The organism is Kitasatospora sp. NPDC096204 (assembly GCF_044763205.1).
GTDB lineage: Bacteria > Actinomycetota > Actinomycetes > Streptomycetales > Streptomycetaceae > Kitasatospora.
In genome coordinates this window covers 113113-131638 of sequence record NZ_JBIWFT010000027.1, presented here as the reverse complement: position 1 = coordinate 131638, position 18526 = coordinate 113113, and the positions used below count along the sequence as shown (strand labels likewise).

Genomic DNA, 18526 nt, shown 5'->3' with positions numbered 1-18526 from the left:
GTCCAAGCACACCTGCTCGAACTCCTCGGCATCGACGAAACCCGACCCCGCTGGCTGGAAACCTAAAACCCCATCTGCGAAGTCCGGGGCTAGCCCTGCGCCCGCCCGCGCACCAGCGGCAGGTACACCTCGTCCACGATCTCCACCAGGACGTCGTCCGGCGCGGTCGGCACCCCGCGCACCACGAACTCGTTGCGCAGCAGCACCACCGCCACCGTCGCCACCCGGGGGTGCAGCGCCTCGGGGGCCGCCTCGCCGCGGGCGACCGCACGACCCAGGACGGTGAGCCAGGGCGCGGCCGCGGCGTCACCGGACTGGTCCTGCAGCTGCGCCAGGAACTCCGTCGCGCCCCCGGCCGCGGCCAGCAGCTCGCGCAGCACGGCGCCCAGTGGGGAGCTCCAGTGGCGGTTCGCCTGGCGCAGCAACTCCAGGGCGTCGCCGCGCAGTTCACCGGTGTCCGGGACCGGGGCCGCCTTCGCGAGCTGCTTGTACGCGGCGAGGCCGAGCGCCAGCCGGTTGGGCCAGCGGCGGTAGATGGCGTTCTTGTTGGTGCCGGCGCGGGCGGCGACCTTGTCCATGGTCAGCCCGGCGAACCCGGCGTCGGTGAGCTCCTCCACCGCCGCCCGCAGGATCGCCTCCTCCAGCGCCGCCCCGCGCCGCCGCGTCTGCCCGGCCATGCCGCCGCCCTCTCCGTAGACCGCCCCCATCCTTCTTGCCCTCGGCGGCCCCAGGCAACTACGGTACTGGGCGTACCGTAAATTTCCTCTCGCCGGAAAGGCAGGAAAGCGTGCGTACCAAGGGAATCAGCTACGACACCGGCTTCGTCAGGAACGGGACGTGCTCCCGGACCCGGTTCGACCCCGTGGTGGTGGAGCGCGAGCTGCGGATCATCCGGGAGGAGCTGCACTGCAACGCGGTCCGCATCATGGGCGGCGACGCCGACCGGATCGAGCTCGCCGCCCGGCGGGCCGCCGCCCTCGGCCTGGAGATCTGGTACTCCCCGTACCCTCTGGAGCTCACCGCCGAGGAGATGCTGGAGCTGTTCGCCGACTGCGCCGAGCGCGCGGAACGGCTGCGACGGGACGGGGCCGAGGTGGTGTTCGTGACCGGCGCCGAGCTCAGCCTGATGAACCCGGGCTTCCTGCCCGGTGCCGACACCGGCGAGCGGATCGCCCTGCTCGCCCGGCCCGAGCAGGTGCGCGAGCACCTCGGCGCGGTCAGCGGCCGGGTCAACGCGTTCCTCGACCGGGCGGTGGCCACGGTGCGCGAGCGCTTCGGCGGGCGGGTCACGTACGCCGCGGTGCCGCTGGAGCGGGTGGACTGGGAGCCCTTCAACCTGGTCTCGCTGGACCTGTACCGCTCCGCCGAGACCGCCGACCGCTTCGCCGACGGCGTCCGCGACCTCACGGCCCAGGGCAAGCCGGTCGCCGTCACGGAGTTCGGCTCTGCCACCTACCGCGGCGCCGGCGACCGCGGCGCACTCGGCCTGGACGTCGTCGAGTACGACGACAACGGACCGGTCCGCCTCGACGGCACCTACCAGCGTGACGAGGCCGCACAGGCCGCCCACCTGCGCGAACTACTGGAAGCCTTCGACGCCGGCGGCATCGACGCCACCTTCGTCTTCACCCTCGCCCTCTACGATCACGTCCACCGCCCGAACGGCGACCCCCGCGACGACCTCGACCTCGCCAGCTACGGCATCACCAAGACTTACGAGGACCGCCCGGGCAGCACTTATCCCGGCGTCCCCTGGGATCCGAAGAAGGCTTTCTTCGCCCTCGCCGAGTACTACGCCACCCACTGACCACACTCCCGCTGCGAGCGCGAGAAGTCGGCCCGTCCGACTTCTCGCGCTCGCAGCGGACCCAGCGCCAGCCAGTACAGGAAGTCGCCCCCACCGACTTCCTGCGTGTGTGCGTCCTCGCCACCGGAAGCCTCTGCGTGATCTGCGCGAGAAGTCGGCCCATTCGACTTCTCGCGCAACGGACCACCAAGCACCGCCCGAGCCGCAGAGTCAGCCCCGCCGACTTCCCACACAGCCCGGAGCGCCAGTCGGCCATGGAGGCTCCCAGAGCAAAGCACCACCACGCGCAGGAAGTCGGCCCACCCGACTTCCTGCGCACCGCCGGGGCAACCGCACTCAACACCGAGTCCAGCACACAGCCCGCAGGCCCCATGGCGAGGAGAAAGCTTTCTTCACCACTGCCGAGAACTACGCCACCCACCGGCCACACCCCACCGCTGCGTGAGAAGTCGGCCTGGTCGACTTCTCACGCAGCGGGTTGCAGGGCACGTGAGCGGTTCAGGGGGCATCACGGCCGGGGCCGGGCGGTGCGCTACGGCTCCGTGGGAAGTCGGGTGGGTCGACTTCCTACGCGGTGGTGGCGAGGGGCCGGCTCGCGTGGCGGCGGCGGTGGTAGTAGGAGCAGGCGAGGGCGAGGGTGATGGGACCCCAGAGCATCGCCGTCGAGGTGCAGATCCGGCCGAGGGCCATCCACCAGGCGTTGCTGTAGCCGACTTCCTTGAACACGCCCAGCCAGGCGAGGGGCATGCCGTCGAAGAGGGCCACCAGGGTCAGGCCGCCGAGCACGGCCGGGGCGAGTGCCGCGAGTGGTGGCACTCGGCGGCCGCGCAGCACGGGTACCCAGCGCGGGAAGACCTCGCCCCAGCCGCTGACCAGCCCCAGGGTCAGGATCGTCAGCGCCTCGGTGACCACGCTCAGGCCGATCACGTACGGCGTGGACCACCAGACGTAGGCCTCGGCGGTCGGGTCGACCGTCCCCATCCGGAAGTCGAACGCGAACGGCAGCCGCCACAGGCAGTGCGGCAGTACGACGAACGGGAGGGCCTTGGCGAGCCGCAGGGCCCACCGGGGTACGGGGCGTTCGGTGTCACCCACCGGGATGTTCTTCAGCATGTATCCACCGTCCCGGACACCACCCCCTCCCCACGTCCGCCCCGAGGCCGGTCCCCCTCCCCCGCGCGAGCCAGGCCGCCCTCGGCACAGCGGTGGAGCCGAGGCGTCAGCCGATGGCGTCCAGGCTGAAGGCGGACTTCACCAGCCCGATGACGTACGGGGTCTCGGCGCCCTTCAGCGCGGTCGGGTCGGTCGAGTACACGACCGTACGGGCGAGGTCCCTGGTGGCGAAGACGCCGCTGGTGGAGCCGGGCCGGGAGCCCGTCTTGCCCCAGACCACGATGCCGTCGGACGCGAGGCGTTCGAGCCCCATGCTCATGCACGCGGCACCGCCCACGCAGTGGCTGCCGTGCGGGGCGAGGGGCACGTCCGGGACGGTGAACAGCTTCTCCTGCTGGGCCGGCGGGAGGAGGCGGCCCCGGAACAGGGCGGTCATGAAGCGTTCCAGGTCGGGGGCGCTGGAGATCATGCCGCCCTCCGCCCAGGGCCACGGGCTCTGCTCGGTCACGTCCGCCCGGTGCGAGCCGCCGTCGGTGTCGGGGACGGTCAGGTACGGGTGGGTCGCGGGGTGCCGCAGCCGCGGGTCGTCGGCGTCCGGGAGGTCGGTGTCGCGCAGGCCGAGCGGGCGGATGATCCGGTCGCGCAGCTCGTCGGCGTAGCGGTGGCCGGTGACCTTCTCGACGACCAGCCCGGCGACGAAGGTGTTCATGCCGTTGTACTGCTGGGCGGTGCCGGGGTCGAAGCCCAGCGCCTGGCCCTTCATCGTGGCGACGACCTCCTCGGGGGTGGCCGAGTCGAGCCGGTGCTCGGCGAACCAGCCGGTGGTGCCGTCGCCCCAGGCCTTGCCGTCGCCGCCGGGCAGTCCACTGGTGTGGTTGAGCAACTGCCCCACCGTGACCGCCTCGTAGGGGAAGTCCGGGAGGTACTGCCGGACGCTGCGGTCGAGGTCGATCCGCCCCTCGGCGGCGAGTTGGAGGACGACGGTGGCCGTGAAGACCTTCGAGATCGACCCGATCCGGAACCTGCCCCGCGGGTCCACCGACATCCCGCCCTCCGCCGAGGTGCCCTCGAACCTCCCCGCGGAACCGGTGACCCGCACGAACGCGGCGGAGACGTCGGCGGCGGGCCGCTGGGCGAGGGCGGCGCGGATCGCCGCCCGGTCCAGCGGCGGCACGGAAGCGGAAGGGGAGGCAGCGGAGGCCGGGGAGGAAACGGCGACGGGCCCGGCGGCGAAGGCGGGCGCGCCCGCCCCGACCGTCAGCGCCGTCGCCAGGGCTCCGGCGGCGGCCAGGACGGCCCAACGGCCGCGGCTCTTCCGCCCGTTCACGAACGCGTTCACCTGCGTGCTCACCTGCGTGCTCACCTGAGTCTTCATGTGCGGCCGGCTCCAGACTGATCGTCGCCGGGCCGGCGGTTCCCGGCCCGGCGACGAGTCTTCCGCGACCGTCCGCCCGGGGCATCAGGGACAGGACGTCACTACCCCCTGATCTCCCGTCAGGGTCGACCCGGAGGCGTGGAGCGGGCCTGGCGGGCCTGGCGGGCCTGGCGGGCCTGGCGGGCCGGACACGATCAGGATCACCACCGATCACACCCCACAAGTGCACTGCAGGAAAGCAGAGTTGACCAAGTCCGAACAATCGACGACCCGCTGTCCCGACAGCCCGCAGTGGGGCGGCAGTGGGAGTGGCTCACCGTCGACGGCCGGCAGTTCCTCCTCGCCCCGATCACCTGATCGGATCACCGCGGATTCCCCGCTCCGGCCAGAGTGCCGGGGCGGGGATTCCACGGTGATCGGGTCGGGTAGCTGTCCACGGTGCCTGTCCACGGTGTCCGGCCACGCTGCGGCGGGGCCGCCCGTGTCGCCGTCGCTCCCGGGAGGTCGGGAATGTGCTCGCCGGAGGCTTCTCCCTCGGTCCCGATCCGCCAGGCGGTGATCCTCGCCGGCGGACGCGGCGGACGGCTCGCCCCGTACACGGACCTGTGCCCCAAGCCGATGGTCGAGGTGAACGGCGCACCGCTGCTGCGCCACCAGATCAACCGGTTCGCCGCCGCGGGTGTGGAGACGGTGGTCGTCTCGGCGGGCTACCGCTCGCAGGTGATCACCGACTACGTGCGCACGGCGGACCTGCCGGTCCGCACCACCGTGGTCGTGGAGGACCTCCCACTGGGGCGGGGCGGCGGGCTGAAGCTCGCCGCCCGCACGCTCCCGGCGCCGCGGGAGCCGTGGTTCGCCGTCTACGGCGACATCTGGGCCGAGTTCCCGCTCACCGCGCTGGCCGCTCACCACGTGCGGAGCGGGGCGCTGGCCACGGTCGCCCTGGTCCCGCCCCGGCTGCCCCATGGCACGGTGGTCTGCGACGCCGCGGGGATGGTCGCCGAACTCGCCGCGCCGCCCCCGCCCACCTGCACGGTCAACGGCGGCGTGTACGTCTTCGCGCCCGGCGTGGTCCCCCTACTGCCGGACGAAGGGGACCACGCGGACACGACGCTGCCGCACCTCGTACGGCTGGGTCAGTTGGCCGGCTACCGCACCGACGGGTTCTGGTGCGCCGTGAACACCCCGGGCGACCTAAGGGAGTTGCGGGCCCGCGTGGCAGCCGAGCCTCAAGCCCAGCCCCAGCCCCAGCCCCAGCCCCAGCCCCAAGCGAAGCAGACGGCCCGATCGTCGCAACCGCCCCCGCATCACCCGGGCCCAGAGATCACGCCCGGCCCGTCGCGCCACCGGGCCCGACGGCCAGGAGCGTGCGGGCCGCAGCGGCCGCCGACTTCGGGACCATGCGCACCACCTTCGCCGGGTCGATGACGCCCCGCTCGACCAGGTCTCCGTACTCCCCGGTCGCGGCGTCGTAGCCGTAGGCGCCCGTGCCCGCCCTGACCGCGCGCACGACGGTCTGCTCCGCCCCCGCCGGCCAGTTGGACCGTGACGGGGTGGCCGCCTCCCGCATCGTCCGAGTGCCCAGCGCCTCGAACCGGACCCGGATCTCCACCTCCCGGGCCACGGTCACCCTGTCACGGGTGACGGCGGGGTTGCCGTACGACTTCTCGACGGCCATGTCGAGGCCTCCGGAGCCAGGGCCATCCCTTGACCGCGTCGGACAGGGCCGCGTTCACACCGGAGAAGACCGCACGGCGGCCGCTCTCGTCGAAGACGATGTCGTTCGCGGACATGTCCACTCCCAAATGGGCGCTCAGTCGCCCACCGGAGGCAGCACGTTCTGCTGGTAGGAGGCCGGGTCGCCGACGTTGCCCGGCACCTTGTACAGGCACACGACGTACGTCTCCAGGCGGTCCTTGGTCTCGCCCGTCCCCTCCCCCGCGGCGCGGGCGCAGCCGATGCGGGTCGTGGCCTTCCAGACCACCTGGGTGAACAGGCCCGTGCCCGGGTTCTGTTCGTAGCCGGGCTTGTCGAACTTGTAGTCGCTGCCCTGCTTGTACCAGGCGTCCACCGCGGTACGCGCCGGGGTCGCCTCGACGCCCAGTTCGAGCGGGCCGTCCCAGCCCCACCAGTCGTTCTCCCCCGCGCCCTTGACCCTCCCCTCGTGCACCAGGTCGAGCCGGTGCCCGGTGCTCAGCCGGGTGGCGCGCTGCTCGGCGGCCGCGACGAGTTCGGGATCGAGCGTGAGGGGCGGGGAGTTGTGCTTGGCGCGGTACTGGTTGTGTGCCTGGAGGGCCTCGTCCTGGAAGGCCTGGTCCGTCACGAGGGGAAGCGCGGGGCGGGGGTAGTCCTCGGCGGTCTGGACGGGCTGCGCCGAGACGGACTGCGTCGGGACGGGCTGCGCCGGGACGGACTGAGCCGGCACGAGCACGCCGACGGCCGCCGCCGCGCTGCACGCGCCGCTCAGGACGGCGTTGCGGATTCGGCGTCGTTCCACGGCGGTCTCCTTCGCACTTCGAGTTCGCACTTCGAGTTCGCACTTCGAGTTCGCACTTCGAGCGATCGTCAGCGGCTTAACGCCGCCACGGGAGACGAGGGCACGGAAGGTCAGGCGGAAGGATCAGTCCCGGCGGCCGCGACGCCGCGGGCTTCAGCCGGCGCTCCGCGCCTGCTCGATCTCGTCGAGGTGGGACTCGCCCCAGGCCAGGAGGGGCTGCAGCGCCTGCCTGAGGGACCGTCCCAGGTCGGTGAGTTCGTACTCGACGTGCGGCGGGACGACCGGGAAGACGGTGCGGGTCAGCAGCCCGTTGCCCTCCAGCGAACGGAGGTGCTGGGTGAGGACCTTGGGGGTGATACCGACGACCGCCCGCTGCAGTGCGCTGTAGCGGGCGGTCCCCTCGGACAGCACGCAGAGGATCGACAGCATCCACTTGTCGGCGACCAGGTCGAAGACCCGACGGGTCGTGCAGCCCTGCTCCAGTTGCACCGTGGTGCCGGCGTCGGCGGCCTTGGCGACGTTCCGCGATGAGGTGACACTATCCATTTGGGAAGTATGGCACTTCGTTGTGCATACTTCCCGGCCCGAGCCGTACTCCAGAGACTGGATGCGTGACGACATCGCAACCTCTGGACACGTCCGCTCTCCGGGCGACATCTCAAGGCTCAGGTAGCTCCGGGGGCTCCGGGGGCTCCGGGGCGGTACTGGCCGTTCTGTGCACCGCCCAAGCCCTCGACATCATGAACCTCTCGTCGGTCAACATGGCGTTGCCCGAGATGGCACGGGACTGGAACGCCTCCCCCGGGCAGCTCTCCTGGGTGGTCTCGGCCTACTCCCTGATGTTCGCCGGCTTCCTGATGGTGGCCGGGCGAGCCGCCGACCTGTACGGGCGGCGCCGGGCGCTGCTGTGCGGAATGGCGGTGTTCGCCGCCGCGTCCGCGGTGGTGTGGGCCTCCCACTCGCTGCTGCTCGCCGTGGCGGCCCGCGCGGTCCAGGGCGCCGGTGCGGCGGTGACCGTCTCGGCCGCGCTCGGGCTGCTCGGCGCCCTGTGGCGTACGGAACCGGGGCGGTCGCGGGCGCTCGGAGCGTTCGGCGCCATGGGCGGTGTGGGCCTCGCGTTCGGGCTGGTCGTGGGTGGCGCGCTGGCGGGGTCGATCGGCTGGCGGTCGATGTTCGCTGTGAACGTCCTGGTGGTGGTCGCGCTGATCGCGGGTGTGCTCGCGCTGATCCCCGCCGACGCGCCCGAGGACCGTGCCCACGGACGCCTCGACCTCCCCGGTGCGGCGCTGGTGACCGTCGGCCTGCTGGGGCTCTCCTTCGCCTCGACCCGGCTCGGCGGGAACGCGGCCGACGCTCCCGGCTGGGCGGCCGCGGCACTCGCGGTGGCCCTGCTGACCGGCTTCGCGCTCTGGCAGCGCCGGGCCGGCCAGCCGCTTGTCCCGCCGGCGGTGTGGCAGCGGCCGAACCTCGCCGCGGCCCTGGCGGTCGCCGTCCTCATGTACGCGGGTTGGGTCGGGGTGAACTACTTCGCCGCGCTCCTGCTGCAGAACGTCCTCGGGTTCAGCCCGCTCACCACGGGCGTGGCCTTCCTGCCGCTGGCCGTCGGCGGCACCCTCCTGCCTCTCGTCGCGGGGCGCCTGCTCCCACGGCTGGGCGCGCGCCGGCTCATGCTGTTCGGCCTGACCTTCTACACGATCGGCCTCGCCCTGTTCTCGCTGGTCGGCCCCGGGACGAACTACTGGACCGTCATCCTGCCGCTCCTGGTCGTCCTCGTCATCGGCCTCTCGCAGACCTTCGTGTCGGCGAACGTCACCGCGCTGTCCGGCGCGGGGACCGGCGAACAGGCCCTGGCCGGCGCCCTGTTCAACACCGCGCTCCAGGTCGGGGGCGGACTCGGCCTCGCGGTCCTGTCCACCGTCGCCGCCGCGGCCGGTGACGACGTGCCGGGCGGCTACCGGGCGGCCTTCCTCACGGCGGCGGGCCTCTCGCTCGCGGCGCTGCTCACCGTCGTCGTGGCCATCCGCGGCCCCCGCAGCACCCGCAGCACCCGCAGCCCGAACGGCTGAACAACTGAACGGCTGAACGGCTGAACGGCTGAGCGACCGGCGACGAATCAACTCGGTGGCCGCCACGGACGGCCCGGCCCTACGCTCCCGGGAACAGACGTTCCTCGAAGCGGTGGGGATGGGGTGGGGATGGGGTGGGCATGACGCGCAGTTCCACCGTCCGGGCCGTCAACGCGTTGACCGCGCGCTGGGCTTCCGCGCTACCGGAAGGCGGCACGGCCTTCACCACCGCCGGGGTGTGGCCACTGCTCGCCCTGCTGGCACACGGTGCCGCCGGCCCCGCCCGCGGTGAACTCGCCGACGCCGTCGGCATCCCGGCAGAACACGCCGCGGAGGAGGCGCGGGGTCTGCTGGCCGCGATCGATGCGATGCCGGGCGTGCGGAGTGCGCTCGGCCTGTGGACCCACGAGACGCTGCCACTCGAACCGGGCTGGCTCGCCGAACTCCCCGAGCACGTCCACCAACAACTCACCGGCGACAAGGCCTCGGACCGGGCTCGACTCGACGCCTGGGCGGCAATGTGCACCGACGGGCAGATCGCGTCGATGCCGGTCGACGTCGACGAGGACACCCGGGCGGTGCTGGCCGGCGCCCTGACGGTCCACACCGACTGGATCCGCCCGTTCGAACCTGCCGGCATGGAGGTGGGGACCGGCCCCTGGCGGGGCAGAGACCTGGCCGGCCTGTTACGGATCACCGCACTGCTCGACCGGGTGGGAGTCGCACAGACCCCGATCGGCCCGATCACCACACTGCAGGTCCTCGGGGCCCAAGGCGTCGACGTCCACCTGTTCCTGGGAACCGAGGACGCCTCGCCGGCGCAGGTACTGCCCGCGGCGGTACGAACCCTCGCCGACCGCAGGCCGGTGCTCCCAGGCGATCGGCTCCCCTACGGCACTCCAGGCCCCGGGCTGACCGTCGAACGCGTTCCCAGCCACGACGGCACCCCGGAACTGCTGGTGGAGACGGTGCCCTTCACCGTCACCGCCCGCCACGATCTCCTCGAAGACCCCGGCCTGTTCGGCCTCCGGACGGCGACGGACCGAACCCGAGGGCACTTCCCCGCCATCAGCAGCGCCCCGCTGGCGGTGGGGGCGGCCGCCCAGACGGTCACCGCCATGTTCGGGGCGCGCGGCTTCCGTTCCGCGAGCGTCACCGCGCTGGGCGTGGCGGCTACGGGGCTGCCGCCGCGGTACCGCTACCGCGCCCGCAGGATCACCGCCCGGTTCGACCGTCCCTTCGGCTTCCTCGCCGTCCACCACACCTCACGGCTCGTCCTGAACGCCGGCTGGATCACCGAACCCGACGCCTTCGAGGACTCGGCCTGGGAATGGTGAGTCCGTGAAAGCAACGGATCGCATCACGCCGAGGGAGTGGGAAGTCGGTCGGACCGACTTCCCACTCCCTTCGGCTCCCCCGGCCGGCGCCGGGGGCCACGGAGGTGGTCAGCCCCCCATGCACGCGTACCACTGGGTACGGGCGAAGGCCGCCCCGCCCGCCCAGTAGTTGACGTTGTACGCCGCGGTGCACCGCTCCATCTTCGACAGCGCCCTGGGGTAGGCGTTCGCCTGGGTGCCGGTGGCGAGGACGAGCACGGGGGCCAGCACGGCCGCGGCGGCCGCAGTGGCGGCCAGTCGGCGGATCTTCATGGGTGTGGGTTCCTCCCTCAAAACGGCGGCCGGACACTCCCCGGCGGAGTCCGGCCGGAGTGTTCGGCTCCGTGCGCCACATCCTGGCAGCGGCCGTCGACACGGGGGTATCCGACAAATCTCGGATGTCGAAGGAGTGGGAAGTCGGCCTGGTCGACTTCCCACTCCTGCTGGTTCATCGGGGAGTTGGTGGGGGGCTATGCCGGGGTTCAGGGGGCATCGGGGGCGGTGGCGGCGAGGTCGAACTCGGCCCAGACGGTCTTGGAGTTGGGGTGGCGGGGGATGGTGCCCCAACGGTCGCAGAGCGCGTCGATGAGGGTGAGGCCGCGACCGGACTGGGCGTTGGGGGTGTGGACGATGGGGAGGATGGGGAGGATGGGGAGCCTGTCGCCCCGGGGATCGCTGATCTCGATGCGCAGGGTGGTGCCCCGGCGCATGGAGGTGGCGAGGGAGAGGTGAAGCTCGAACCCGCGCCCCGCAATGCGTCCGTGCGTGATCGCGTTCGCGGCCAGCTCCGCGATGACCAGCAGCGCGCAGTGGAAGGGCTCGGTGTGCGTGGAGTGCAGCCCCCAATCCGTGAGTTGACGTCGCGCCAGGCGTCGGCCGATGGCGGCGCCCTTGGGGGTGGCGGCGAGGAGGGCGGTGCGGGACCGGGGGTTTTCGAGGGGGATGTCCGTCGTCATGGGAATCAAGCGTGGCGAGGCGGAAGTACGCTGACCAGGACCCAAGCAGGCACGGAGAGTGCCTGTACGGACACCAAGGGTCGACATGTCGGTCGGCCCGGATCAATCGATCGCAAGGGCAGGTGGTACTCATGGCTGGCGTCGAGCGCACGGTGTTCGATGACGGCGAGACGGCGGAGTTCTCCGACGGGGTCGCGGAGTTCTACAGCGCGGTGGGCAAGCTGATCAAGCACTTCCGCACGCGGGCCGGCATCACGCAGAAGGAGCTGGCCAAGCTGACCGGCTACAGCGAGGAACAGATCGGTGCGATGGAGAGGGGGGTGCGAACGGCGAGGATCGAGTTCCTGACGATGGTGGACCCGATCATCAACGCCGGAGGTGCCCTGAAGGTTGTGGCGAACGACGTGATGAAGGCGAAGATCCGGATGAGCGAGCGTCATCCGGCCTACTCCAAGGCCTTCACGTCGGAGGAGAACCGAGCCATCGAGATCCACGAGTACGGCACGATGGTGATCCCGGGACTGCTGCAGACCGAGGCGTACATCCGCGCTCTGTACGAGATGCGCCGGCCGATCCTCTCACCCGAGAAGATCGAGGAGTGGGTGGCAGCGCGACTGGCCCGGCAGGAGATCCTGGCCCGTTGGCCCCTGCCGGTGGTGACGTGGGTGATCGACGAGAGCGTGCTGCGGCGCCCGCTGGGCGGGTGGGACGTGCACAAGCAGCAGCTCCAGCACCTGCTGAAGGTCGGGCAGATGCGGGGCCCCGAGCTCCAGGTCATGCCGCTCGACCGGATGAGCCATGCGGGCATGAGCGGCTCGTTCACACTGCTGACCCCGCCCAACCGGCCGCAGATCGGTTATGTAGAGGCACAGCACGTAAACCGGCTGATCACGGACCCGGTGGAAGTCCGTAATATGGCCGCACGGTACAGCAGTATCCGGGCCCAGGCCCTGGGGCTGAAGGAGTCCCTGGCCCTGATCGAAGCGATTCTGGGAGAGCGGTAGGCATGGCCGAGCTGGCGTGGTTCAAGAGCAGCTACAGCACCAACGAGGGCGCGCAGTGCATCGAGGTCGCCGAGAGCCCCGGCACCGTCCACGTCCGTGACTCCAAGGACAAGAGCGGCCCCCAGCTGGCCTTCGAGCCGGCCGCGTGGGGCGCCTTCGTAGAGTTCGCCGCCACCACCGAGGCCCCCTGACCCGACAGATCCACTCTGTACGGGTCCGGCCCGGCGCGGGTCAGCCGCTGACGCTCTCCTTGCCGTTCTCGATGTGGCCCATGAAGCGGCGTCGATAAGTGGAGCCCTTCTCCGTGGTGGTGAGGGTCGCGTCGTACCAGCCGTGGGTGTCCCTGGCTTCCCAAGTCATCGTTACCGACTGACCGTTCGCGGGGACTTCCTTCTCCTGCGGATCAGCTTCGCCGTACCCGCCCTCGGTCCGGGCGAGTTTCACCTTGACGGGCGAGGAGCCTCGGTTGGTGACGGTGAGCTTCAGCTCCGGTTCCTTCTCGTCCACCGTCGTGGCAACGTCGACCAGCGCCGAGTCGCCGGTGGTCCTGCCCGCGAACTCGCGCCGGAAGCCGTTCGGTCCGACGAGCGTGAAGTCGTAGGCGCCGCCCTTGACCGGGACGGCCTCCACGGCGGCGCCCAGCACGTCGAAGTGCTGCGGGGCCTCGTACTCGTCGGCGTACGGGTAGAGCGTGAAGTGCACGCTGTCCGTCCCGCTGTTGTGCATTCGCAGGATGAACATCTGCGTGTCGTCGTCGAACGCCAGGTGTGCGTCCGGCTGGTACGGCAGCGGCCGTGCCCGGCGGGGCCCGGAGCCCTGGTACAGATCCGTGACGGCGGTGGTGCGCTTGAAGTCGAAGACCGAGGAGAGGTCGCCCGCCACCGTGCGACGCCACCGGCTGATGGCCGGCTGGTGCACGCCCAGCCAGCTCTCCAGGAAGCGGACCTGCGAGGTGTGGTCGAAGACCTGGGAGTTGACGTAGCCGCCGACCGTCCACGGCGACACCGCGATCATGGGCACCCTGGCCCCCAGCCCGATGGGCAGGCCTTCCACGAACTCGTCGGCCCACCGCCACGGCGGCACCGGGGGCGGGACGTGGTCGAAGAGTCCGCCGTTCTCGTCGTAGCCGATCAACAGGATGGTGGAGTCCCACACGTCGTCGCTGGAGGCGATCGCGTCCAGGACCTGGTACACGACCTGCTGACCGAACCCCGGTGACGAGTTGCCCGGGTGCTCCGAATCCCGCGCCGAGGCGATCAGGTACGACACCTGCGGCAGTTTGTTCGCCTTGACGTCGTCCGCGAACGCCTGGACGAAGCCGCGGAGGTTGTCGACACCGCCCCCGTTCTTGGCGGGCTTGTGACGGCGCAACCCGCGTTCGAAGAGGCTCCGCTCGGAGGGGGAGAGTTTCTTGACCTCACCGTCCAGGGCGTCCAGATCGGCCTGGCTGATGTCGTCCGGCCCGGGAGGAGAGCCGTCGTTGTCCGTCGGATGGTAGAAGTTGTACAGGCTGTGCCGGTTCTTGAGCTTGCTACTACCCCCCAGGACCTTGAGGGCGATCCTCCTGAACTCCTCGTGGAATTCCAGGTTGTTGTCGTAGAAGTTGTCCCACTCCTGGTAGACCTGCCAGGACACGCCACCGGCCTCCAGGAGTTCCGGGTAGCTCGTCCAGTTGTAGGCCTCCTTGCTCGTCGTCTTCTCCCGCACGTGGGCGTCGGGCCCGGTCACCCGCGCCCCCGTGGGTTCCCAGCCGCCGAATCCGGAGAAGAAGTAGTTCCGGTTGCTGGTGGTCTCGCCGATCACGGACGAGTAGTAGCCATCGCAGATGGTGAAGGCGTCGGCCAGCCGCCGATAGAACCCGACCACCTCGGGCTGGTCGTAGAACCCCATCGTGGCTGCCGTCTTGGCCGCCACCCAGCGGTCGTACCAGCCCTCGTGCCAGGCCTCGTGACCGCCGGTCCAGTTGTGATTGAGATCGTTGTCGGTGTCCACGCTCGGGATCTGCCACTGCTGCGGCCCCGTGGAGCCCGGCTGTCGCAGGACCGGGGTCCTGCCGTCGGACTGGAGGACCGTGTTGCGGTCCTCGAAGCCCCGCACGCCGTCGAAGCCCTTGCCGAAGTAGTGGTCGAAGGAGCGGTTCTCCTGCATCAGGAGCACGACATGCTTGACCGCCTTGAGCCCTCCCTTCGGCGGCTGGCGCTTCATGGCGTCCTTCAGGGACTGCGGCAGGTCGGCCGGGACCGTCTTGTCACTCATCTCGTCTCCGTGGATGGGGCGCACGGACCGCTCGCGGCGCGGATCGCCCAGCGGGAGACTCTCATGACGGGACGGCGGGCTTGCGGTCGAGGTAGAGACGGGTCTTGCTGATGCCCGTCTTGGTCTTCTTGCTGACACCGTCGTTCAGGTCCCTGGGGATCCTGCTGTAACCGGTCGGCGAGGCGACCTCCGTGTCGCCGTCGGACCAGGACGTGATCACCAGGTCCTCGATGGCCTTGCGGCCCTTGCCGTCCTCACGGGTCACAGCCAGGAAGAGCGGATTGCGCTTGCCCGATTTCGCGTCGGCAGCACCCTTGTTGAGATCCACCGGGATCTTCTGGTAGCCCTTGAGCGGCTTCTCGTCCCCGACGAGGATGCGGATGTCCGTGATCGGGTGCTCCTGATCCTGGTCGGCCCGCTCGTAGGCGAGGTAGAGGTAGTCGCCACCCACGCCGCTGTTGAGATCGGTGTCCAGCTTGTGCCAGCCCGTGGGCACGCGGGCTGCCTCGTCTCCGTAGGGGGCGAGGATGTTCACGTCTGTGATGTAGCGGCCCATGGGGCGCTCCTTCGACATTCCGGATGACCCCGCTCGCCCGGGGTGAACACGCGGATCGCGGAAGGATCGACCGGGTTGGGGAACGGTTCGATCGTCCCCGATCGAATGCGTGCCCGCGCGGGCTCGTGCCCCGTCCAGGTGAATCCGACCGGCTCAGCAGCGGCCGGCTGGGCCTCACCGACGTAGCCGCCGAGGAGGAGGTGGCCGCCGGGCGCGAGGACTCGGTGGAACTCGGCGAAGAGGTGGGGAAGTTACTCGGCCGGGGTGTGGTGGATGGAGTGCCAGGCGAGGATGCCGCCCGGTCATCGCGTCGTCTCGGCCGCCTCGACCAGCTTGGCGGCCCGGGCGGCACGCTGGGCGACGACCTTCTCGCGGCGGTCGGCGGTCTGCTTCATCATCCGCTTGCGGTCGCGGGCGGAGAGCCGGTCGATGTAGAGCCCGCCGCTCAGGTGGTCGGTCTCGTGCTGGAGGCAGCGGGCGAAGTAGCCGGCGCCCTCGATCGTGACGGGCTCGCCGTGCTGGTCGACGCCGCGCACCACGGTGCGGGCCGGGCGGGCGAGCTTGGTGTGGGCGCCGGGGACGGACAGGCAGCCTTCGGTCTCCTCGATCAGCGCGCGGCCCGCCTCCTGCTCCTCGGCCACCGGGTTGAGGACGTGGCCGGCGTGCCGGACGCCGTCGTCGTCGACGCAGTCGTAGACGAACAGGCGCAGGTCCACGTCGACCTGGTTGGCGGCGAGACCGCAGCCGTCGGCGACGTACATGGTGGCGAACATGTCGTCGATCAGCCGGGCCAGCCGCTCACTGCCGAAGTCCTCCTCGGTGGCCGTCCGGCAGGTACGGCGCAGGATCTCCTCCCCCACCTCGGTGATCCGCAGGACGGACGGGCGTTCGCTCGGCTCGGACACGGGCGCTCCTTCGAGGGGCTGGGCTTGCTGTCGACTTTGCAAAGTAGCAGACTTTGCAAAGTGACCGAAGACCTCGTCAGAACCGGCCCCCTCCCCGAGCACGCCGTCCGCACCGCGCTGCTGGAACTGCTCGCCGAACACGGCACCGTCACCTCCACCGAGGCCGCCGCCCGGCTCGGCCTCAGCTCCGGCCTCTGCTCCTTCCACCTGCGGCAGCTGGCCCGGTACGGGCTGATCGAGGAAGCCCCGGCCACCGACGGGCGGGCCCGGCCCTGGCGACTGCCGACAACCCAACAGCCCGGTGGAGACGGCGAGTTCGGAGAGCTGGCGCGCGGCCTGGAGGACGAGAGCCACCAGCGCTGGCTCGCCCGGCGCGGCGAAGCCCCCGCCGAGTGGCAGCAGGACGAGGCCTTCAGCGCCGTCGTCTACCTGACGCCCGCCGAAATGGCCGCCGTCGGCGAGGAGGTCCGCCGGGTGCTGGCCCGCTACCGGGACCGCGAGACGAACCCCGCCGCCCGGCCCGCCGAGGCCCGGCCGGTCGCCGCCGTCGCCCGGCTCTTCCCGCTCCTCGACGAGCTCCCCGACCGGTAGTTCAGGCCGCGCGCGACCACGACCGTGACCGCACCGCCCGGAGCAGCGGCCCGGCCACCAGCCCCAGCGCCGCCCCCAGGGCGACCCCCTGCACCCCGTCCCAGACGTCCTGCACGTCACAGGCCCGCCCGATCGCCGGCAGCGCGTAGTGCAGCGCCGACACCGCGAACGGCAGCACCGCCGCACCCAGCAGCGCCACCACCGCCCGCCGCCGGGTGCCCGCCAGCGCGGCCGCGAAGCCGACCGGGGCGTAGGTCGCCAGCTTGAGCTCGATGTGCCGCACGTGCAGCAGCTCGTACGGGGAACGAGGGCGTCCGCCCTCCACGGCGCAGTGCCGGACGCCGCCCTCCGAGAGCCGGAAGGCGTCCGGCAGCAGCATCGCCACGACCACCCCGCCGAGCCCGAGCAGCAGCACGAAGCCCACCGCCCAGTGGGCCCGCAGCAGCCGCCCCACCGGCCGGTTCAGCAGGGCCGCGGGCACCAGCGAGAGCAGCAGCCCGGGCCAGAACATCGGCATCCCGCCGAGCACCGCACTGATCACGCCTGAAACGGACGCCCCTCACGCCCGCCCGGTTCTCCCGGGGACGAGGAGAAGACTCGGCTCAGTAGGCTGCAGCGCATGTTCGAGTACCACGGCTGGATCAAGGTTCTGGAGAGCGCCGGCGCTGATGACGAGGACGACGCCGATCGTTTCCGACGGGTCGTGGAGGGCATCGAGGAACGCGTCCAGGAGATCGGCAGCCCGTATCTGCTCGATCTGCGGTGGATGAACGGGGAAGTGTTCATCCACTTCGGCGGCTTCCCGAACCACCGTGACGCGGAGATCCTGGCGTTCTTCCGCGAGGTCGGTGAGCGGGCGCCGGGCTCTTATGGCCTGCTGCATGTGCGCGATGACGAGGACCCCGGCCGTGAGAACGAGGTCCTCGTCATCAGGATGGTCCGCGGACAGGTGAGCGAGCACCCGGAATCGCTGCTGTCGCCCGGCATCCCCGTACTGGAAGATCCGTTCCAGGGAGGACTCGCGGTGTCCGACCCGGCCGACCCGACTACTCCCCCCCGGGTCAGTGCGGGATCGAGGAGATCAGCTCCTGCGCCCCCTGGCGCTTGAGCGCCAGGGCCACCGACGTACCGAGGTCCTCCGGGCTGAGCGCGCCCGCCCACTCGTGGGCGTCCAGCACCTGCTTGCCGTCCGGGGTGAAGACCCGGCCGCGCAGGGACAGTCGGCCGTCGCGTTCGGCGTTGGCGTAGCCGGCGATCGGGCTGTTGCAGTGGCCCTGGAGGGCGTGCAGGAACATCCGCTCGGCCGCCGCCTCGCGCCAGGTGTCGTGGTGGCCGAGGCCGGTGACGGCCTCGATGGTGGCCTCGTCGCCCTCGCGGCACTGCAGGACGAGGATGCCGGCGCCGATCGGCGGGCACATCGCCTCGATGCCGAGCACCTCGGTGATCCGGGCCTGCTCGCCGATCCGCTCCAGGCCGGAGACGGCGAGCAGCAGGGCGTCGACGTCCCCGGCCTCCAGCTTGGCGAGCCGGCTGTTGGCGTTGCCGCGGATCGGGACGCACTCCAGGTGCGGATGGGAGGAGGCGAGTTGGGCGACCCGGCGGACGGAGGAGGTGCCGATCCGAGTGCCGGGCGGGAGTGCGGCGAGCGGCAGGCCGCCGGGGTGGACGAGGGCGTCACGGATGTCGTCGCGGCGCAGGTAGGCGGCGAAGACGGTGCCGGCCGGCAGCGGGCGGTCGGCGGGTACGTCCTTGAGGCAGTGGACGGCGACGTCGGCCTCTCCGGCGAGCAGTGCGGCGTCGACCTCCTTGGTGAAGGCGCCCTTGCCGCCGAGTTGGGCGAGATCACCCGTCCAGCGGTCGCCCGAGGTGGTGACGGGCACCACCTCGGTGCGCAGGCCCGGGTGGAGGGCGGCGAGTTCGGTGCGGACCCGCTCGACCTGGGCCAGTGCCATGGGTGAGGAGCGGGAGACGATGCGGATCAGCTCAGCGGTGGCCATGGCGCGATGATAGGGGCCCTCACACCG

At 71.2% G+C, this 18526-nt stretch carries 21 protein-coding genes; 8 read left to right on the top strand and 13 right to left on the bottom strand.

Going from position 1 to position 18526, the window contains the following annotated elements; all coding sequences use genetic code 11:
- Positions 1 to 89: 89 nt before the first annotated feature.
- Positions 90 to 677, bottom strand: a complete 588-nt coding sequence (locus tag ACIQ87_RS27045; RefSeq protein WP_402411096.1) for a TetR/AcrR family transcriptional regulator — start codon at positions 675 to 677, stop codon at positions 90 to 92.
- Positions 678 to 787: 110 nt separating this feature from the next.
- Here ACIQ87_RS27045 and ACIQ87_RS27040 point away from each other — a divergent pair, with 110 nt between their 5' ends.
- Positions 788 to 1807, top strand: a complete 1020-nt coding sequence (locus tag ACIQ87_RS27040; protein ID WP_402411094.1) for a hypothetical protein — start codon at positions 788 to 790, stop codon at positions 1805 to 1807.
- 567 nt (positions 1808 to 2374) lie between these two features.
- On the opposite strand, the gene ACIQ87_RS27035 is transcribed toward ACIQ87_RS27040, so the two are convergent.
- Both ACIQ87_RS27035 and ACIQ87_RS27030 read right to left on the bottom strand, forming a co-directional pair.
- Positions 2375 to 2920, bottom strand: a complete 546-nt coding sequence (locus tag ACIQ87_RS27035; RefSeq protein WP_402411091.1) for a hypothetical protein — start codon at positions 2918 to 2920, stop codon at positions 2375 to 2377.
- Between the two features lie 106 nt (positions 2921 to 3026).
- Positions 3027 to 4271 carry a serine hydrolase domain-containing protein gene (locus ACIQ87_RS27030; RefSeq protein WP_402411089.1) on the bottom strand — a complete coding sequence of 415 codons (1245 nt, stop codon included), beginning with the start codon at positions 4269 to 4271 and terminating at the stop codon, positions 3027 to 3029.
- Between the two features lie 534 nt (positions 4272 to 4805).
- Here ACIQ87_RS27030 and ACIQ87_RS27025 point away from each other — a divergent pair.
- A complete protein-coding gene (locus ACIQ87_RS27025) occupies positions 4806 to 5723 on the top strand; it encodes an NDP-sugar synthase (protein WP_402411087.1) in 918 nt (305 codons plus the stop codon).
- On the opposite strand, the gene ACIQ87_RS27020 is transcribed toward ACIQ87_RS27025, so the two are convergent.
- The 3 genes from ACIQ87_RS27020 to ACIQ87_RS27010 all read right to left on the bottom strand — a co-directional run bounded on the left by ACIQ87_RS27020 (position 5620) and on the right by ACIQ87_RS27010 (position 7338).
- Positions 5620 to 5973 carry a hypothetical protein gene (locus tag ACIQ87_RS27020; RefSeq protein ID WP_402411084.1) on the bottom strand — a complete coding sequence of 118 codons (354 nt, stop codon included), beginning with the start codon at positions 5971 to 5973 and terminating at the stop codon, positions 5620 to 5622. The genes ACIQ87_RS27025 and ACIQ87_RS27020 overlap by 104 nt on opposite strands.
- 135 nt (positions 5974 to 6108) lie before the next feature.
- Positions 6109 to 6792 (bottom strand): CAP domain-containing protein, encoded by a 684-nt coding sequence (locus ACIQ87_RS27015; protein ID WP_402411081.1) that lies wholly within the window; start codon positions 6790 to 6792, stop codon positions 6109 to 6111.
- 153 nt (positions 6793 to 6945) lie between these two features.
- Entirely contained in the window at positions 6946 to 7338 is a 393-nt protein-coding gene (locus tag ACIQ87_RS27010; RefSeq protein ID WP_402411078.1) for a winged helix-turn-helix transcriptional regulator, read from the bottom strand.
- Between the two features lie 65 nt (positions 7339 to 7403).
- Between ACIQ87_RS27010 and ACIQ87_RS27005 the strand changes: the two genes are divergently transcribed.
- Positions 7404 to 8858: an MFS transporter gene (locus ACIQ87_RS27005; RefSeq protein ID WP_402411076.1), complete on the top strand. Its 1455-nt coding sequence runs from the start codon at positions 7404 to 7406 to the stop codon at positions 8856 to 8858.
- A gap of 140 nt (positions 8859 to 8998) precedes the next feature.
- Entirely contained in the window at positions 8999 to 10195 is a 1197-nt protein-coding gene (locus tag ACIQ87_RS27000) for a serpin family protein (RefSeq protein WP_402411073.1), read from the top strand.
- Positions 10196 to 10303: 108 nt separating this feature from the next.
- On the opposite strand, the gene ACIQ87_RS26995 is transcribed toward ACIQ87_RS27000, so the two are convergent.
- Both ACIQ87_RS26995 and ACIQ87_RS26990 read right to left on the bottom strand, forming a co-directional pair.
- Positions 10304 to 10507 carry a hypothetical protein gene (locus ACIQ87_RS26995; protein ID WP_402411071.1) on the bottom strand — a complete coding sequence of 68 codons (204 nt, stop codon included), beginning with the start codon at positions 10505 to 10507 and terminating at the stop codon, positions 10304 to 10306.
- A gap of 209 nt (positions 10508 to 10716) precedes the next feature.
- A complete protein-coding gene (locus ACIQ87_RS26990) occupies positions 10717 to 11190 on the bottom strand; it encodes an ATP-binding protein (RefSeq protein WP_402411068.1) in 474 nt (157 codons plus the stop codon).
- Positions 11191 to 11321: 131 nt separating this feature from the next.
- On the opposite strand from ACIQ87_RS26990, the gene ACIQ87_RS26985 reads away from it, so the two are divergent.
- Positions 11322 to 12194 carry a helix-turn-helix domain-containing protein gene (locus tag ACIQ87_RS26985; RefSeq protein WP_402411065.1) on the top strand — a complete coding sequence of 291 codons (873 nt, stop codon included), beginning with the start codon at positions 11322 to 11324 and terminating at the stop codon, positions 12192 to 12194.
- Positions 12195 to 12196: 2 nt separating this feature from the next.
- On the top strand, positions 12197 to 12385 hold the full coding sequence (locus ACIQ87_RS26980; protein WP_402411062.1) for a DUF397 domain-containing protein: 189 nt from the start codon (positions 12197 to 12199) through the stop codon (positions 12383 to 12385).
- 40 nt (positions 12386 to 12425) lie between these two features.
- On the opposite strand, the gene ACIQ87_RS26975 is transcribed toward ACIQ87_RS26980, so the two are convergent.
- From ACIQ87_RS26975 to def, 3 genes are all read right to left on the bottom strand, one after another.
- Positions 12426 to 14450, bottom strand: coding sequence for an alkaline phosphatase family protein (locus tag ACIQ87_RS26975; RefSeq protein WP_402411059.1), 2025 nt, complete (start codon positions 14448 to 14450; stop codon positions 12426 to 12428).
- Positions 14451 to 14511: 61 nt separating this feature from the next.
- Positions 14512 to 15006: a hypothetical protein gene (locus tag ACIQ87_RS26970; protein ID WP_402411056.1), complete on the bottom strand. Its 495-nt coding sequence runs from the start codon at positions 15004 to 15006 to the stop codon at positions 14512 to 14514.
- Between the two features lie 302 nt (positions 15007 to 15308).
- The gene (gene def, locus ACIQ87_RS26965) at positions 15309 to 15911 is read right to left on the bottom strand and encodes a peptide deformylase (RefSeq protein ID WP_402411054.1); all 603 of its coding nucleotides are present in this window, start codon (positions 15909 to 15911) and stop codon (positions 15309 to 15311) included.
- Between the two features lie 60 nt (positions 15912 to 15971).
- Here def and ACIQ87_RS26960 point away from each other — a divergent pair, with 60 nt between their 5' ends.
- Positions 15972 to 16502 (top strand): winged helix-turn-helix domain-containing protein, encoded by a 531-nt coding sequence (locus ACIQ87_RS26960; RefSeq protein WP_402411051.1) that lies wholly within the window; start codon positions 15972 to 15974, stop codon positions 16500 to 16502.
- A 1-nt stretch (position 16503) separates the two neighbouring features.
- On the opposite strand, the gene ACIQ87_RS26955 is transcribed toward ACIQ87_RS26960, so the two are convergent.
- A complete protein-coding gene (locus ACIQ87_RS26955) occupies positions 16504 to 17043 on the bottom strand; it encodes a hypothetical protein (RefSeq protein WP_402411048.1) in 540 nt (179 codons plus the stop codon).
- Positions 17044 to 17121: 78 nt separating this feature from the next.
- Here ACIQ87_RS26955 and ACIQ87_RS26950 point away from each other — a divergent pair, with 78 nt between their 5' ends.
- On the top strand, positions 17122 to 17610 hold the full coding sequence (locus ACIQ87_RS26950) for an Imm7 family immunity protein (protein ID WP_402411045.1): 489 nt from the start codon (positions 17122 to 17124) through the stop codon (positions 17608 to 17610).
- Here the strand turns inward: ACIQ87_RS26950 and hemC are convergent.
- Entirely contained in the window at positions 17564 to 18499 is a 936-nt protein-coding gene (hemC, locus tag ACIQ87_RS26945) for a hydroxymethylbilane synthase (protein ID WP_392868962.1), read from the bottom strand. The genes ACIQ87_RS26950 and hemC overlap by 47 nt on opposite strands.
- Positions 18500 to 18526 lie beyond the last annotated feature (27 nt).